Annotated in this window: 16 protein-coding genes; 5 read left to right on the plus strand and 11 right to left on the minus strand. The window is 43.1% G+C overall.

The features are described 5' to 3' along the window. Positions 1-540 precede the first annotated feature (540 nt). Positions 541-942 carry a hypothetical protein gene (locus tag AC1RM2_RS06460; protein WP_492984181.1) on the plus strand — a complete coding sequence of 134 codons (402 nt, stop codon included), beginning with the start codon at positions 541-543 and terminating at the stop codon, positions 940-942. Positions 943-1,438: 496 nt separating this feature from the next. Here the strand turns inward: AC1RM2_RS06460 and AC1RM2_RS06465 are convergent, their stop codons facing one another. From AC1RM2_RS06465 to AC1RM2_RS06475, 3 genes are all read right to left on the minus strand, one after another. Continuing rightward, a complete protein-coding gene (locus tag AC1RM2_RS06465; protein ID WP_492984182.1) occupies positions 1,439-3,187 on the minus strand; it encodes an ATP-binding protein in 1,749 nt (582 codons plus the stop codon). Between the two features lie 659 nt (positions 3,188-3,846). After that, on the minus strand, positions 3,847-4,227 hold the full coding sequence (locus AC1RM2_RS06470; RefSeq protein ID WP_492984183.1) for a VOC family protein: 381 nt from the start codon (positions 4,225-4,227) through the stop codon (positions 3,847-3,849). 129 nt (positions 4,228-4,356) lie between these two features. Beyond that, complete coding sequence (locus tag AC1RM2_RS06475) at positions 4,357-4,905, minus strand: DUF4199 domain-containing protein (protein WP_492984184.1); 549 nt, start codon at positions 4,903-4,905, stop codon at positions 4,357-4,359. A gap of 316 nt (positions 4,906-5,221) precedes the next feature. Between AC1RM2_RS06475 and AC1RM2_RS06480 the strand changes: the two genes are divergently transcribed. Beyond that, a complete protein-coding gene (locus tag AC1RM2_RS06480) occupies positions 5,222-7,111 on the plus strand; it encodes a patatin-like phospholipase family protein (protein WP_492984185.1) in 1,890 nt (629 codons plus the stop codon). Positions 7,112-7,142: 31 nt separating this feature from the next. On the opposite strand, the gene AC1RM2_RS06485 is transcribed toward AC1RM2_RS06480, so the two are convergent. Further along, complete coding sequence (locus tag AC1RM2_RS06485; RefSeq protein WP_492984186.1) at positions 7,143-7,658, minus strand: OmpH/Skp family outer membrane protein; 516 nt, start codon at positions 7,656-7,658, stop codon at positions 7,143-7,145. A gap of 107 nt (positions 7,659-7,765) precedes the next feature. On the opposite strand from AC1RM2_RS06485, the gene AC1RM2_RS06490 reads away from it, so the two are divergent. After that, positions 7,766-8,173, plus strand: coding sequence for a DUF2251 domain-containing protein (locus AC1RM2_RS06490; protein WP_492984187.1), 408 nt, complete (start codon positions 7,766-7,768; stop codon positions 8,171-8,173). Positions 8,174-8,184: 11 nt separating this feature from the next. Here the strand turns inward: AC1RM2_RS06490 and AC1RM2_RS06495 are convergent, their stop codons facing one another. The 3 genes from AC1RM2_RS06495 to AC1RM2_RS06505 all read right to left on the minus strand — a co-directional run bounded on the left by AC1RM2_RS06495 (position 8,185) and on the right by AC1RM2_RS06505 (position 9,470). Further along, complete coding sequence (locus AC1RM2_RS06495; protein WP_492984188.1) at positions 8,185-8,349, minus strand: hypothetical protein; 165 nt, start codon at positions 8,347-8,349, stop codon at positions 8,185-8,187. 112 nt (positions 8,350-8,461) lie between these two features. Then, on the minus strand, positions 8,462-8,827 hold the full coding sequence (locus tag AC1RM2_RS06500; RefSeq protein WP_492984189.1) for an RNA recognition motif domain-containing protein: 366 nt from the start codon (positions 8,825-8,827) through the stop codon (positions 8,462-8,464). A 130-nt stretch (positions 8,828-8,957) separates the two neighbouring features. After that, entirely contained in the window at positions 8,958-9,470 is a 513-nt protein-coding gene (locus tag AC1RM2_RS06505) for a YdeI/OmpD-associated family protein (RefSeq protein ID WP_492984190.1), read from the minus strand. A 167-nt stretch (positions 9,471-9,637) separates the two neighbouring features. Between AC1RM2_RS06505 and AC1RM2_RS06510 the strand changes: the two genes are divergently transcribed. Then, complete coding sequence (locus tag AC1RM2_RS06510; RefSeq protein WP_492984191.1) at positions 9,638-10,066, plus strand: nuclear transport factor 2 family protein; 429 nt, start codon at positions 9,638-9,640, stop codon at positions 10,064-10,066. Positions 10,067-10,389: 323 nt separating this feature from the next. On the opposite strand, the gene AC1RM2_RS06515 is transcribed toward AC1RM2_RS06510, so the two are convergent. From AC1RM2_RS06515 to AC1RM2_RS06530, 4 genes are all read right to left on the minus strand, one after another. Further along, complete coding sequence (locus AC1RM2_RS06515) at positions 10,390-11,049, minus strand: GDSL-type esterase/lipase family protein (protein WP_492984192.1); 660 nt, start codon at positions 11,047-11,049, stop codon at positions 10,390-10,392. A gap of 3 nt (positions 11,050-11,052) precedes the next feature. After that, positions 11,053-11,541 carry a cytidine deaminase gene (locus AC1RM2_RS06520; protein WP_492984193.1) on the minus strand — a complete coding sequence of 163 codons (489 nt, stop codon included), beginning with the start codon at positions 11,539-11,541 and terminating at the stop codon, positions 11,053-11,055. A 252-nt stretch (positions 11,542-11,793) separates the two neighbouring features. After that, positions 11,794-13,689 (minus strand): DNA topoisomerase IV subunit B, encoded by a 1,896-nt coding sequence (locus AC1RM2_RS06525; RefSeq protein ID WP_492984194.1) that lies wholly within the window; start codon positions 13,687-13,689, stop codon positions 11,794-11,796. A 236-nt stretch (positions 13,690-13,925) separates the two neighbouring features. Then, the gene (locus tag AC1RM2_RS06530) at positions 13,926-14,591 is read right to left on the minus strand and encodes a hypothetical protein (RefSeq protein WP_492984195.1); all 666 of its coding nucleotides are present in this window, start codon (positions 14,589-14,591) and stop codon (positions 13,926-13,928) included. A 262-nt stretch (positions 14,592-14,853) separates the two neighbouring features. On the opposite strand from AC1RM2_RS06530, the gene AC1RM2_RS06535 reads away from it, so the two are divergent. Next, a complete protein-coding gene (locus tag AC1RM2_RS06535; RefSeq protein ID WP_492984196.1) occupies positions 14,854-15,147 on the plus strand; it encodes a GNAT family N-acetyltransferase in 294 nt (97 codons plus the stop codon). Positions 15,148-15,228: the final 81 nt, after the last annotated feature.

Raw genomic sequence — 15,228 nt, forward strand, 5'->3', positions numbered from 1 at the left:
GAGGGGATTGGAATTTTTAATACTTAAATAACTGATTAATAATAAATTAAAAAAACTTCTTTCCACCGCAGGTGAAGAGAGGGTGACCCAGCGCAGCGTTGGCCGGGTGAGTCTTAGCCAGCGTTTGAGCGAATGTTTTATATAAACACCTATACATCATGGGTAGTAGTAAAATTTCGCGAAACTCCGACCGGAAATGACAACGATTCAATCCCCAACGTCATGCCGAACTTGTTTCGGCACCCCACATGCTAAGTGTACTGCACCCCTCCGCCCCAGCTGGCGTACGCGTGAGCCTCACTGACAGGTAAACGCCACAACGCAGTATGTCTTTCACACGCTACAGACGTACGCCAGCAAAAAGGACGGTTGCGAAATCAGAGAAAGTTGAAATCATCTGTGATCGCTTCATAAACGAATGACTTTCAATGAAGACCGCAAATTGTAATTGATAACTTAAATTTTTCGAGGTACAAAAGGAACTTTGCCAATTGTTTTTTAGGTTAGATATAATATCTTCGCGGTCACTAAATCATTATCATGAATAAATTCTTACTTATTTGTATCCTCGCTTTCGCGTGCGCAAGTTGTTCAAAGAAAAATAATCCCACACCGACACCTGATCCTCCTGTTTCAACTAAATTAGGCAGTATCGTAAAAGTACAAACAACATCCAAAGGCTATTATGTGTTTGCTATTACCGAAAAAAATTCTCAAAATCATACAGTAATGCACAAAGACACTTTGATATTCAACAGCTCATATACATTTCAATATAAACCGTATTTAAATAATACTGTGTCTGTAGAAATTGACTGGTCTTCTAATCCAGGTGTACCTATTCCAGATATTACTACATTTTATAATTCTGTTGAATTGAAAAACTATATGTTAGGCAATAATGGAGGTTACTTCCGATCTATGAGCTTCACTGCAAATTGACCGCCAGGGCAAGTGTGCCTGCTGCAACTTCTCGCGCCGTCCTCACTACAACAAACACTTCCCGCTACCACCCCGGTAATACCGGGGTGTGCCGCATGCAAATCACGATGTTTTAGCAAAGCACAAAGCCAAACGATTCATCAACTTCTGCATTAGGGATTGAAGTGGGTACCGGCCTGTGGCTAATGCCTTGCGCAGTATGAACGAAAAGCCCGGCACCCGCTTCTACCAGCGGGGGACATGCCCAATAAAAAGAGTCAAGAGGTTAGAATCAAGAATTAAGATTTTTGTCCCCTCGGGGTCTCTTTGAAAAAGGACCCTGAGGCGGCGTACCAGGCGATGAATTATTTGGACACGACGGACATCGTCCCTCAGGTTCCTCGTTGAGAGAACCCGAGGGGACTGAAAATAAAAAATCCGAAACGGCGTAGCCCTCTTTAACACCATTGATAACAAACAACAGTTAAAAATCGAACATCCGAAATCCGAAATCACACTACACCCCTTCTTTAACCCCGGTATGTTTTTTAATAACGGTTGATAGCTGCTGCGGGTTGAAGGGTTTAAGGATGCAATCGTTAAAGCCGCTGGCCAGCAGGTCGGCAAGCATTTTTTGGTCAACAAGCGAGGCGGTGAAGGCGATGACGGGTACCAGCGGGTATTTCTTTTTTATTTCGAAAACGGCTTCGTAGCCGTTCATTACGGGCATTTCCAGGTCGAGCAGTACCACATCATAGTTGGGGAAATCTTCCAGCCGGGCCAGGGCTTCCACGCCATCGTAGGCGGCATCAACCGTGGCGCCAAAGCTGGTGAGGGCCTTTTTGGCCACCATCATGTTTATTTTGTTGTCCTCGGCCAGTAGTACCCTTAGTAATTTAAGGTCGCCGTTGCCTGCCGCCGGTTTTAGCGGTATGGGAAGCGGCGCCACATGGGCAATGTTGAAGGTTAAGCCGAATGAAAACTTGCTGCCTTTGCCTTTTTCACTCTCGAGCGATAGTTTGGCACCCATCAGTTGCAATATGCGGTTGCAAATGGTTAGGCCCAGGCCGGTGCCGGTAAGCTCGCGGGTGCCCTCGTGGTACACCTGCCAAAAGCCTTCAAAAATCTTTTCCTGGTCGGCCTTATCAATACCGATGCCGGTATCTTCAATCACAAAATCCACGGCTATTTGCTTGTCGGTTTTTTTAAGGCAGGTGGCTTTTAGCTTTACGTAGCCGTTACCGGTAAATTTAAGGGCGTTGGCAAAAATATTGTTGAGCACCTGGGTAAGGCGCATATCGTCGGCCAGTATCAGGATGTCCAGCTGGCGGTCAATGTCGGCCAGTACCTCAACATTGCTGTTTGCCGATAGCACTTTAAAGGGTAGGCATACGTTGAGCAAAAAGTTGCTTAAATTGATGGTGATGGGGTGCAGTTCCAGCTTACCGGCCTCTATCTTATTAAAATCAAGAATATCATTTACCTGCTGCAGCATATGGTCGGCCGAGTTTTGGAGGATGCTGATGTACTCGGCCTGGCGCGAGGCCGAGTTTTCCTGCTTCAGCAGGTTTACAATGCCAATGATGCCGTTTAAGGGTGTGCGCAACTCGTGCCCCATAGTGGCCAGGAACTGGGTTTTGGTATTGATAACCCTATCGCTTTGGGTAACTATCTCTTCAATATACTTTTTTTCGAAAAAGGTGTACAGCGCCGCCAGCACAATGGTGGAGCCAAGCGCCGTAAAGCGGTTAACCAGCGCAAGCCGGGCTGCCTGGCCGGGCGTAAAATCGGCCAGCGGGGGTACGTAGTTACCAATAACAATACAGGCTACAAAGGCAAATATCATGATGCCCACAAAAATACCGGGCTTTTTGGCGTGTTTATGCTTCAGGTCGATAACCAGGGGTACGGCTATCAGGGCGGGGAAAAAGTACAGGTACTGGTCGGTTTGCAACCCTTCAAGCAGTACCAGGCACACCAGCAGCCCGCAGATGACCGAAAATATAGATATGGTAAGATCTTTAATAGCATCCTGCCATTTTAATACCACAAACATTAAAATAGCCAGGCAAAAACAAGCCAGCAAAAACGACGACACATACATGCTGATAAAGGCATCATAAACCGATAAAAACACCCCCAGCGACAAGGCCGAAAGCCCCAGCTGGTAAGTGCGTTTGGATACTTCCTTTAAATCAAATAAAAGATCCGGGCGCTTAGTACCCGCATTAACCGGCTGATGGTATTTATCGGTAATTTTATCCATGGGGGTAGCAGTTAGCCTGCTTTAATTTTATTTGATATTTGTGTTTTGCCAAAAGAATTTTACCAATTGTAAGTGAGATACTTACAACTGCATGTAACAAGTATTTGACTTTGTAAAAGTACTTATATATTCTAAGAAAATGCAATGTGGTGGCGAGTAGCGGCGACGACTCACCCCGACGACCCCGATAACTATCGGGGCGTCTGCCCTCTCTCCGCTTCGCGCATAGAGGGGCGAAAAAGTTGTTTTTCTTTCACCAACCCTCTTTGCGGCTTCAGCCGGAGAGAGGGTGGCCCAGCGCAGCGTCGGCCGGGTGAGTCGAGGCCGCGTTTCAGCGAATGTTTTTGTAAACACCAACATGTCATGGGTAGTGATAAAATTTGGCGAAATTCTAAAGGGGGACTGACATCGTGAAAAGGGCTGTCATGGTGAGCTTGTCGAACCATAGCGGGCAAAGGCCTCTCCGCGCGACCCTTCGACAGGCTCAGGGTGACAGGCCCACGCACCTCGAAAAGAAAACATGTCATAGGTAGCCCGTCGAAGCATAGCAGGCAAAGGCCTCTCCGCGCGACCCTTCGACAGGGCTGCCCCCCGCCTTGAAAACCCAACACGATACCCGATACCTAAACTATGTTTTACCCAGCCACATTACCTTGATGCTATTCATCTGCCGGTTCCCAAAGCTCGATAATGTTCCCTTCAGGATCGAGCACATGCACGAATTTGCCATAGTCATACTCGGCAATCTCGTCAACAATGGTCACGTTGTCCTTTTTTAACTCCTCAACCAGCGCAACCAGGTTTTCTACCCGGTAATTAATCATAAATGGCTTTGCTGAGGGATTGAAATATTTGGTATCCTGCGGAAACGTACACCAGGATGTTGATCCTGTTTTCGACGGATCATCGGCCTCGCGCCACTCAAACGTTGTTCCGTACTGGCCAACGGGTAGTCCAAGATTTTTGACATACCATTCGTTCATACTTTGCGGGTTCTCGCATTTAAAAAAAACGCCGCCTATGCCCGTTACTTTTTTCATATTTATTAGTTTCTGTTTTAAATTATAAGATCATTGTAGTGTTAAGTCAGCAGTACAAAGTCGCAAGCCCAAAGGTAATTTTTCCTTTTTTTGACTGAGACCTTAAGACTTTTGCCTAAAGGCTATCCGTCAATTCATCGTTGACACAACAGTAGTTTGTTTAGATTTATTTTTAAGTATAAGCGCGGCTATTAAAGATACCACGATGCCAACCGGCACAATTTCCAAATAGGTGAACATCATCCTAAAACCGGGGCTTGTTTTGTATTTTTCCATCGTGACAGCCATTTCGGCTCCTTGTTTTTTTATGACTTCGGCACTTGCTCCACCCGCTTTCAATTCAGCCAACACCTGGGCCTGGTATTTTTCGCCGAAATCGGGGATAAAATAGCTATAGTCTATCATCCAAACAATAACATACACCGTGGATGCTATAAGCGTTATTAAAAGCCCGATTTTAAGTGCGCCTCCAAAAGTAATTATACCGCCGTTGTAATTATCGCGGTAGTTTTTTACGGCTACAAAAATGAGCGAAAAGGCTATGATCATAGATGTATAGCCAAGCACCATTCGCGTATTTAAGCTTAAGCTGTCGGCCAGCATTGCTTCTACAATAACGGCCCATGTGGCGGCTATGAGGCCGCCAATAAACCCATAAACCAAAATATTTTTTCTCATTGTTTTTTATTTAAGTTTTAAAGCACGTCCAAAATTGCAGTAAGGGCTTATATTCCGGGTCATACTTTTAGGTGATTTTGAAAAAAAGGCAATTATCACATTAAAAATAATGCGCGTTAAGGTATCTATTGTACCCCCCCCCCCCATTTCAAGTACGCTGTATACTGCGATTTGCCTAACCTGTTTCCAAATCAACTTACCATCAATATTAATAATAAACCGCCAAATCAGCTTAAATAAACTTTAGCTTTTTGTTTGCACAAGATACTATTATATAATATTTTACCTAATTTTAAATAACCAAGCCTATGTTATTATGGATAAGATAGCCGCTCCTGAACCTCTATCAGAAAACAAGCTGGAGGTTACCATAATTAAACCGTTTGATAGCATCGCGCTCGCATTTTCGGGCGGTGGCTTTCGGGCGGCTTCCTTCGCGTTAGGGGTATTATCATACCTCGACAAAGTAAAATTTGATGATACCGCCGACGAGCTTTTTGGACAAAGCCTGTTGCAAAAGGTTAGCTACATGTCGTCGGCATCGGGCGGTACCATAGCAACCACGCTGTATGCCCTTTACAACAGCAAGGGAAAAAGCTTCGGCGATTACTATAGTAAACTTTTAACGGCGCTAACCGGCGATGAGCTATTAAAACACGCGATGGAAATGCTGGCCGATAAAAAGTACTGGAAAACCAGGGAGCTTAAAAGCCGTAATATCATTAACGCGTTTGCGCTGGCTTATGATAAATATTTATTTGATCATGCCAACCTTGAAGCGCTTTGCCATGACGGGACGCCCGGTAAACACTTACAGGAAGTTTGCTTTAATGCCACCGAGTTTTTTACAGGCCAATCTTTCAGGCAGGATATCAAACTGGTGCCCGCTGCCGGTAAAGACCCCTATTTTACCTATGGCAATATGGTGATATACCTGGACGAAAAAACGGCAGGCAAACTAAAACTGGGCGATATACTGGCGGCATCGTCATGTTTCCCTGCAGGTTTTGAGCCTATAGTTTTTCCTGATGATTTTACTTACCCCGGCCTGTACCCGGCAGACCTAAAAAAGGCACTTACCATGCTGCCGCAAACCGGCGATAAACAGGAAAAGGAATTTATAAGCAAGAAAAACTTTGGGCTGATGGATGGCGGCATTACCGACAACCAGGGCCTGCAAAGCATGATGTATGCCGATGGCCGCCGCACCCGGCACGAAACCGACCTGCGACATTTTGATTTCCTGATGGTTAACGATGTTGGCAGCCATTTTATTACGCCTTATGTAATGCCCGAAGTAAAAAAGGGCTGGGAACTATCCATAAGGGGATTGATGCTGATAGCCGCGGCGGTTATTGCCATATTATCGGTGGGCGCCTGGTACGGTGTAAAACACAATTGTGCTTTATTAACAATAGGTTGCTCGTTACTCACTACCGTCCCTCTAATTTTTTTGGTAGCAACGCTTTATTTAAGGCAGCAGTTGTTAGGCGTTGCCAATTCGGCGTTGATATTAAACTTTAAAAAGAATTTTACCGAGCGAATAATTACAGTGTTGGTTGGTTATTTTGCAAAAACACCCTTAAGCGTTATTAAACAAATGATAAGCGCAAGGGTGCAATCGGTACTGATGCTTAACCTGAGCATATTTTTAAAGCGGATAAGGCAACTGCTTTACAATAAATTTTACTTTTCGCCGCAGTGGAAAAACCGGGGCAAGGGCAATCACATTTATGATCTTTCTTTTTCAAACAACATTAACCGCGAAGCCAATGATGGCTATCATTCGCCAACCCCGCCGGAGCTTAACCCCAGCCGCGATATCCAGATTGTAGCACAGGTTGCCTTTAATATGGGTACCACGTTGTGGTTTGATAAACAATCAACCGAGCAAGAACATAGCGAAGCCTGTATCATAGCCTGCGGACAGTTTACCACCTGCTATAACCTACTGCAACATATTATGAGGCTATTGGCTATAAAACCAGATAAAGCCCCTTTTGATAGCAAATACCGTAACCGGTTAATAAAATTAGAACAGCAAATGCTGGCCGACTACGAGGCATTTAAAATCAATCCTTTTTTCTATTACAACCAATCGGGATTGGATTTTAAGGTGCCGGGCTTTAAGGAAGTTACTATGAAGGAGATTCCGTTTCCGGATGACTGGAAGGTGGATGATATTCAATCTGCCGGCGTTGGTTAAGGAAGAAATTTTCTGATCAGGCGCCGAATTTTCACCTAATACCTAATTTGGCTTTCGCGGCATCCATTAGGTTAATTTCGTCCGAAGCGACAAAAGCAACAATTAGCCTGGTGTTTTTTGACGAATCTATCACATAACTGATTCCGTTTTCTTTGGCTACTTCGCTAAGTACCGCTATTGCTTTATCCGATAAAGGTTTTAACAGTTCTTCCTTTTTCGCCGCAACCAGCTCCCATCCCTTATTTTGTACATCTTCCATCTTTTTCTGAATAGCCTGTAACTTTTTAGTGATAGCTATACGGGCGGAATCTGTGAGCTTCCTGGGCCAATCATGTGGTTCAGAAATATATTCATTCATCATGGCTGTTAGTTGGTCTACAAATTGCTGCTGATAAGCATCTACCTGCTTTTTTACTTCCTTTGACTCGGGCATTTGCGCTATTAAAGCCTTAAGATCAATGTACCCTATTTTTACCTGTGCTGTGGCTGTATTGCTTGCCAACGCCATGCTTAACACTGTGAATAAGATCAGTAACGGCCTTTTCATATAAAATAAAGATATACTCTATTCCTACTATCCGTTGCTTTCGATAATGTTAAATTCTGTTAATTCGATCTTAAATAAAATTCACCGCCTTAACGTAACTTCGCCCTATGATTTTAGAGGTAGAAGAAGAATTTATTGTTGGTGAGGATACATTTTTGGATAGCGTTGTTCCTGATTCGTCGCATGGTGTTGTTTTTGAGGATGACCTTACAACAGGATATTTTTATGCGATAGGAAAAATGCCCGGCCAGGCAATTCAGGATGCCGTACATATTTATAATGTAGCCGATATAACGGATAAAGCCATCCCCTGCAATATTAAAATAGCCTGGACCGACGACTGGCAATTAGCCTCGTTATTAATCAATAACTACTGCCACGCCATATTTGATTTTAAAAACAAAGTTGGGTATTCGCGCAATGCTTTCCCGCCGAGCAGTGGCAAGTGGAAAACCGATAATGAACGAACGGTATTGACAGATGAGTTAATAGATGAGTTGTTGATGGGGAAATAGAAGCACATAATTTATGGTGTAAAAACATCAATAGTATCTTTACCCTTGATAGCCAATTGCTTTGTTTCCCGATTAAATACAATCTGAACCAAATCATTTTTATTTACAATACTCGATTTTTGTTTGCCACTGTAAACCGATTCATGTATTCTATCTTCCTGTTCAAGAATTTCCATACGGTTTAGGCGTTAGTTTAGTTCATTTATATCACGCTAATATATTAAAATTTAGCCTGATGCAAAAAACGTTATTCCTAAACAGCAGCAGTAAAAAAGGCGGTCTAAAACATCAAAGCGGCCTTCTTGGCCGTTTTTGTTTTTCGTTTGATGTTCGCGGGTTTACCTTTTGGTATTGATTTTTGGGTGTGAAGGATTTTTTAAAAGGTTGCCTTGGAGGTTCTGGTGCAGGCCGTTTGTCGTCGGCTACGCGTACGCTGATTTCACGGTCGTCAATTGTTGAGCCGTTTAACGCATCGATGGCCCTATCGGCACCGGGCTGATCTGTCATATTAATAAAACCATACCCTTTGCTTTGGCCTGTATCAATGTCGGTAATGATCTTTACTTGTTCAACCTGGCCGTACAAGGTAAATATCTCGAGTAATTCAATCTCGTCCATATCGCGGGGTATTCCCACAACAAATAATTTTACCATTCTTTTTATTGATGAATTGCAAATCTAAGTATTGCTATTATCATTTATGCATTTTGTTAAAGCAATGCCATTAAATATTACCTTTTTTAACTGACAATTTAAGTTTATTTTCCTCATTAATAAGGTATTGTTACTCCCTCGCCTTTTTTAATTCCCTCAGCATCATCCCGTAATCCATTCGCCTTACCATAGCGTTTATGGTACTGGCTATGCGGTTGGCGCGGGTGGCATCGGTTTTAGCGCTATCTATCCATTTTATAAAATAGCCGCGGTGGCTTTCGGCAAGGCTGTTAAAAAACGCCTCACCTTCGGGTTCGTATTCAAAACACTCCAGCAGGTCGGCAGGGATGGCAAATTTAAAGTCGTCGTCGGGTTCAAGTTGCGCACGCAGCATAGCTCCGCGACTTTTGTGCAGGGCTTTGCAAACATCTTTTTTTAGCGCCATGATAAAATTGCCCTCTCCCATGGGCATCAGGGCCATCCCGCGTACGTCTAAATTATCGAGTTTGCCCCTTACCCGGAAGGATTTCTTGTTCCCAGGCTTCATTTCCTGCGCTAAATCGGCCGGAATTTCAATATAAGTCCATCCGGTTTTCTCGCCCTGTTCAGCAAATTGCAAAATAATGGTAGTAAAATCAACCATAGCGCGGTATATATTATATTTCTGTTGCTAAATATTTAATAAAAAATACCAATTGTTAAATGTTTGTTAAATCGTACAAATCTATTGATTTAGCTGTAACGAATGGAATAGTGCCGCTGTCTTATAGATATAAATTAAAAAACAAATAACCTCCAAACAACAACAATATGAAAACCTTAAAATCAATAATCGCAGCATTTGCTTTAGTAATAGTATGTGGCGCAGCCAAAGCCAATGTAACCTCAGAAGGCGATAACCTAACCCGCAATTTCGCAATAAATACGTATGTAGACGCCATGACTCGCGGCAAAATCCAGGGCCTTGGCGATGTGGTTGATCAATCGGCTAAATTTAATATGTTACGTGGTAAAAACGTGTTAAGTTTTACCAAAAACGAAATGATTGAATCGATAAAATCAAACAAAAATATCGAGCAAAATTGCACCACCAGCACTACCATCATGGAAAGCAACGCCGACCTGGCCGTAGTAAAAGTTGATATGCAGTTTGATGGCTTTGTGCGCACCAACTACGTAACAGTTGCCAATACCGGCAAAGGATGGAAAATTACCAACGTGTACAGCGTTTTTAAATAAAGAAGAGAGTTTTAGTTTAGTGTTTATAATGTAAGTAAGTATAGACCCCGCCAGGCGGGGTCTTTTTTATTTGACACGAATGTGATTTACACGAATTTCACGAATGGGACGAATTTTCACTAAACACGAATGGCATTAATTAAACGAACTTTACCAATCAGCTTCAATTAACTCAATTAAATGGTTCGCAGCCGTAGAGATTTGAGATCATTCACTTAAACGCATGAAACTCCTACTCTTAATCAATTAGATAATTCTTGACCTCCAAGATTTGTGACAATTCGCTTAATTCGTGAAATTCGTGTTTTCCTTAACTTCCCTACCTACCGCACCAGCGGCTTCAGCACCTTTTCCCATTTATCATAGCCCTTTGGGTTTAAATGCAGGTAATCGCCTTTAAATAAACTACTGTCTGTCTGGGTTGTGCCTGATTTATAGATGGCCGGCACTAAATCAATATAATGGCTTTGGGGCTTATTCTTCAGGTAGGCTTTTATCAGGGCATTAGCTTTATATACTTCGGCATAATATTTAATGCGCGACGGGCTTGGCTTTACCGACATGAAATAGACCTCTGTTTTAGGCAATTTGGCATGAATGATACCCCATAGCTTAGCAAACTCATCGGCTACAAATTGCCCGGATTTGCCGGCGGCTATGTCATTTTCGCCGGCGTAGATGAATATTTTGCGGGGCTGATAAGGCACCAGGATATAAGGCGTATAATAATCAACCAATTGTTCGATGGTGCTGCCGCCAACGCCGCGTTTAATAATAGGCTTATCGGCAAAGCGTTGTTCCAGGTCGGCCCAAAGGCGGATGGATGAACTGCCGATAAATAAAATGCCGTCCTTTTTGGGGAAGCTGATGCTATCCTGGTGCTTAAAGGCCCTGATCTCGTTATCAAACGGGAATCCTTGTTGCGCAAATACGTAAGTGGTAAAAGCACAGCCAATCAGCAATAAAAGGAGTTTTAATTTCATGGTTTATGTAGTGAGGCGTTCTTCAAAGAACAAAAACGGCAATTGATTTTCAATGCCTTGTATTACCCAAACCGGCCCCTGCTGTGCATATAATATAATTTTAATGGGTTTGTTTTGTTTTTTCTCAACCTCGGCCAATACCTGCAGGCATGAGCCACATGACGTTACAGGCCTTGTAAGCTCAAACTCATCAGTTTGCGCGGTTACAGCCATGGCTTCAACAGGATCATTGGGATGATTCGCCCCCCAGTAAAATAATGCTACGCGCTCGGCACATAGGCCGGATGGATAGGCTACGTTTTCCTGGTTGCTGCCGTAAATAATTTTTCCGCTTCGCAGGCGCAATGCGGCCCCTACCCTGAATTTTGAATATGGCGAATGGGAGTTTTTTAACGCTTCGGCTGCTTCAAGGCACAGTTTGTAATCGGTTTTATCAAGTTGCTCAATAGCGTCGTATTCGTCGAAAGCTATTTTAATTTCGTGGTTAGTCATGGCCTCACCCTGCCCTCTCCAAAAGAGAGGGTTCTTTTTTTAAAAGTTATATAAAAAACTATCCCCCTATCCATTTAAAGAATAGGGGGATACAAGGTAATGAATATTATGACACGATTTCGGGATTGCGAAAGATTTACAGAATTTTTTGTCTGAACCACGATTAAACAGATTTTTTGGATTTGTCAGATTTTAAGCTGCAATCAAAATCCCAAAAATCTGATAAATCAGCTTAATCCGAGTTCAGAAACCTTAGACCGCCACCGGCAATGCCACACCTTCGGCCTCTTCGGCTACCAGCGGGTTAATGCTTTCGTCATCTTTTTCAACCCGCAGGTTGTTTACAATATGCATTTGGCGGGTTGGGGTATTTTTGCCCATAAAGTATTCCAGCAAGCCTTTAATGTTGGCGTCTTTCAGTATCACCGGGTCAAGGCGGATATCTTTGCCTATAAACAAGCCGAATTCGTCGGGCGATATCTCGCCCAAGCCTTTAAAGCGGGTTATCTCGGGCTTGTTGCCTAATTTGGCTATGGCGTTACGGCGCTCCTCATCGCTGTAGCAATAAATGGTTTCTTTTTTATTACGAACCCTAAACAGCGGCGTTTGCAGGATAAAAACGTGACCGGCTTTTACCAGGTCGGGAAAAAACTGCAAAAAGAAAGTCATGAGTAGCAGGCGGATGTGCATGCCATCCACGTCGGCATCGGTAGCTATTACGATGTTGTTGTACCGCAGGGCATCCAGGCCATCTTCAATATTAAGGGCGTGTTGCAGCAGGTTAAACTCTTCGTTTTCGTAAACTACCTTTTTGGTTAGGCCAAAGCAGTTGAGCGGTTTACCCTTTAAGCTAAAAACTGCCTGGGTCATTACATCGCGCGATTTGGTGATACTTCCACTGGCCGAATCACCCTCGGTGATGAACAGTGTGGTGTCCTGGCGGCGCTCGTGGGTATCTTCAAAATGCAGCTTACAATCGCGCAGTTTGCGATTGTGCAGCGATGCCTTTTTGGCGCGTTCATTGGCCAGTTTTTTAATGCCGGCAATATCCTTGCGCTCACGCTCTGACTGCAGGATGCGTTTTTCTAATGCGTCTTTAACAGCCGGATTCTTGTGGAGATAGTTATCTAATTCTTTTTTAACAAAGTCATTAATAAAGGTACGTACCGATGGCCCCTCCGGACCAATATTTTGTGAGCCAAGCTTAGTTTTGGTTTGCGATTCAAAAACAGGTTCCTGTACTTTGATGGCTATGGCGGCCACTATTGATGCCCGGATATCGGCAGCGTCAAACTCTTTTTTATAAAACTCACGGACTGTTTTAACAACCGCCTCGCGGAAAGCCTGCTGGTGGGTACCGCCTTGCGTAGTGTTTTGGCCGTTTACAAACGAGTAATATTCCTCGCCATACTGCTGCCCGTGGGTCATGGCTATTTCAATATCCTCGCCTTTAAGGTGAATGATAGGATAGCGCAATGTTTCTACGTCGGTATTACGGGTAAGCAAATCATACAGCCCACGTTCCGAAAAATATTTTTGGCCATTAAAGTTTATGGTAAGGCCCGAGTTAAGGAACACATAGTTCCATATCATGCTTTCAACAAACTCCGGGATAAACCGGTAATGCCTGAAAATGGTATCATCGGGTATAAAGTTGATAGCGGTACCGTTACGCTGGGTGGTTTCCTTTTCAGCTTCATCACGAATCAGTTCGCCTTTGGCAAATTCGGCCAGCTTGGTGCGGCCATCACGGTACGATTGTACGATGAAATTGTTTGATAGCGCGTTTACCGCCTTGGTACCCACACCATTTAACCCAACCGATTTTTGGAAGGCCTTGCTATCATATTTACCTCCGGTATTTATTTTACTTACGCAATCAATAACCTTACCCAGCGGGATGCCGCGGCCATAATCGCGCACAGATACCTTATGATCGCTCATAGTAACCTCGATGGTGCGGCCGCTGCCCATCACAAACTCATCAATCGAGTTATCTACAATTTCTTTAAGCAATACGTATACCCCGTCATCGTAAGCCGAGCCATCGCCCAGTTTACCAATGTACATACCGGGCCGTAAACGGATGTGCTCCTTCCAATCGAGCGAACGGATACTATCTTCACTGTAATTAACTGGTTCTGCCATTTATAAAGTAGAATTTTAAAACAGGTGTCACTATGCACCTATCTGCAAAAATAAAGTTTCGGCAATGAATTGAGTGTTCAAAACTGTCAACTTATTAACATTATATCTGAAATACACGAATGCACGCTAATTAAAGCGAATTTCACGAATCTCATGACTATCATGATTAACTGACAAGAAAATCCACTCCTCAATTCGTGAAATTCGCCTTAAATTGGTGCGAATTAGTGTGTCTATTAATGGGGCTTAAACTTGAGGCAATTGCTGGCTCTGTCAATGTTCCTGAAAAACTCGGGATCTTTTTCGTTGGTAAAACAAACAGCCATAATAGTGCCGGTATGGTTACGCTGCAAAACAATAAGCAGGGCGTATTTGTAGCTCTTGGTTTCGGGCATGTCCATCAGCGTTAGCAGGTACGATTTACCTGCATCGGCATTATAACGCGCCAGCACATTGGCAGGAATGGACCTGACAAGATTTTCCTGTTCGCCAGAAAAATTGGTTGCCTGTGCTTTACCAACCTCCAGGTATGATGAATCGGGATTTTGCTGCTCATGGTTGCGCTCCAAACTCAGCCAGTTTTGTTTTAAGGATTTTACCTGGAACCATATTTCAAACTCGCGTCCGGGAATTTCCATAGCGTAATCAAAAGAAAAATTCTCATTGTTTACAGCCTGTATTTCCCTGAAACCTTTGGGGAACGTAAAAGTAACATTAGCATTGGCCAAAATTTTTGAAAACTCGCGAAACTGCGCACTGCCCTTTACCGGCTTAACCGGTGTAGCAGCGGCAGTTTTTTTCTTGTTGCCGGCCAAATATCGCGGGTGCTTTACCTGTGCAAAAGCGCAGATAAAGCATAACAATAATATAGCCTGAAGTAAAATACACTTAAACTGCTTCACAATAGTTTTCATTAACGGCGAAACCAGGGATGTTTCTACATGTAATTCTATAAAAATAGAACCACAAATCAAAATTAATTAAAATTAAAAAACACAAACAACTAAGTTAATATCAGACGTTTGTGACCGGTTAAATAACATACTAAACCGCTTTGCTTGCTTTCTTTTTTAACCTATCAGCAACATTTGCCTAAAAATACAATAACAAAACGGCTTTATTAATTTTGTTGTTAATTTAGTTTCGGCGCAAATTTAAAAAAACATGAAATACCAGGACATTCCCCTTATTAATAACCAGGCCATCCATAATTTTGAACTTATTATAGATGGCAACAGATCCTTTATTGATTACAAATTAAAGGGCGATAAAATTTACCTTATACACACCGAAGTGCCAGCCGAAATGGAGGGCACCGGCGTTGCCGCAGCGCTTGTTGAAAAGGCTTTTAACTATATTGAAGAACATCACCTGAAAATTGTGCCCCTTTGCGTATATATCATCGCTTATTTAAAACGCCACCCGGAGTGGAAGCGTTTGCTGGCGATAGCCGAATGAAAGTTTAAAACAAACTACTGTCGTGTCATCGATAAATTGACGGATGGTCTTTAGCCCAAAGTCTTAAGTTCCAAGTCAAGG

The organism is Mucilaginibacter sp. GW822-FHT03E02, assembly GCF_058801545.1.

Excerpts from the sequence above, each read along its gene's own strand:
- AC1RM2_RS06460 (WP_492984181.1), top strand. The coding sequence starts at position 541 with ATGAATAAATTCTTACTTATTTGTATCCTCGCTTTCGCGTGCGCAAGT.
- AC1RM2_RS06465 (WP_492984182.1), bottom strand. The coding sequence starts at position 3,187 with ATGGATAAAATTACCGATAAATACCATCAGCCGGTTAATGCGGGTACT.
- AC1RM2_RS06470 (WP_492984183.1), bottom strand. The coding sequence starts at position 4,227 with ATGAAAAAAGTAACGGGCATAGGCGGCGTTTTTTTTAAATGCGAGAAC.
- AC1RM2_RS06475 (WP_492984184.1), bottom strand. The coding sequence starts at position 4,905 with ATGAGAAAAAATATTTTGGTTTATGGGTTTATTGGCGGCCTCATAGCC.
- AC1RM2_RS06480 (WP_492984185.1), top strand. The coding sequence starts at position 5,222 with ATGGATAAGATAGCCGCTCCTGAACCTCTATCAGAAAACAAGCTGGAG.
- AC1RM2_RS06485 (WP_492984186.1), bottom strand. The coding sequence starts at position 7,658 with ATGAAAAGGCCGTTACTGATCTTATTCACAGTGTTAAGCATGGCGTTG.
- AC1RM2_RS06490 (WP_492984187.1), top strand. The coding sequence starts at position 7,766 with ATGATTTTAGAGGTAGAAGAAGAATTTATTGTTGGTGAGGATACATTT.
- AC1RM2_RS06495 (WP_492984188.1), bottom strand. The coding sequence starts at position 8,349 with ATGGAAATTCTTGAACAGGAAGATAGAATACATGAATCGGTTTACAGT.
- AC1RM2_RS06500 (WP_492984189.1), bottom strand. The coding sequence starts at position 8,827 with ATGGTAAAATTATTTGTTGTGGGAATACCCCGCGATATGGACGAGATT.
- AC1RM2_RS06505 (WP_492984190.1), bottom strand. The coding sequence starts at position 9,470 with ATGGTTGATTTTACTACCATTATTTTGCAATTTGCTGAACAGGGCGAG.
- AC1RM2_RS06510 (WP_492984191.1), top strand. The coding sequence starts at position 9,638 with ATGAAAACCTTAAAATCAATAATCGCAGCATTTGCTTTAGTAATAGTA.
- AC1RM2_RS06515 (WP_492984192.1), bottom strand. The coding sequence starts at position 11,049 with ATGAAATTAAAACTCCTTTTATTGCTGATTGGCTGTGCTTTTACCACT.
- AC1RM2_RS06520 (WP_492984193.1), bottom strand. The coding sequence starts at position 11,541 with ATGACTAACCACGAAATTAAAATAGCTTTCGACGAATACGACGCTATT.
- AC1RM2_RS06525 (WP_492984194.1), bottom strand. The coding sequence starts at position 13,689 with ATGGCAGAACCAGTTAATTACAGTGAAGATAGTATCCGTTCGCTCGAT.
- AC1RM2_RS06535 (WP_492984196.1), top strand. The coding sequence starts at position 14,854 with ATGAAATACCAGGACATTCCCCTTATTAATAACCAGGCCATCCATAAT.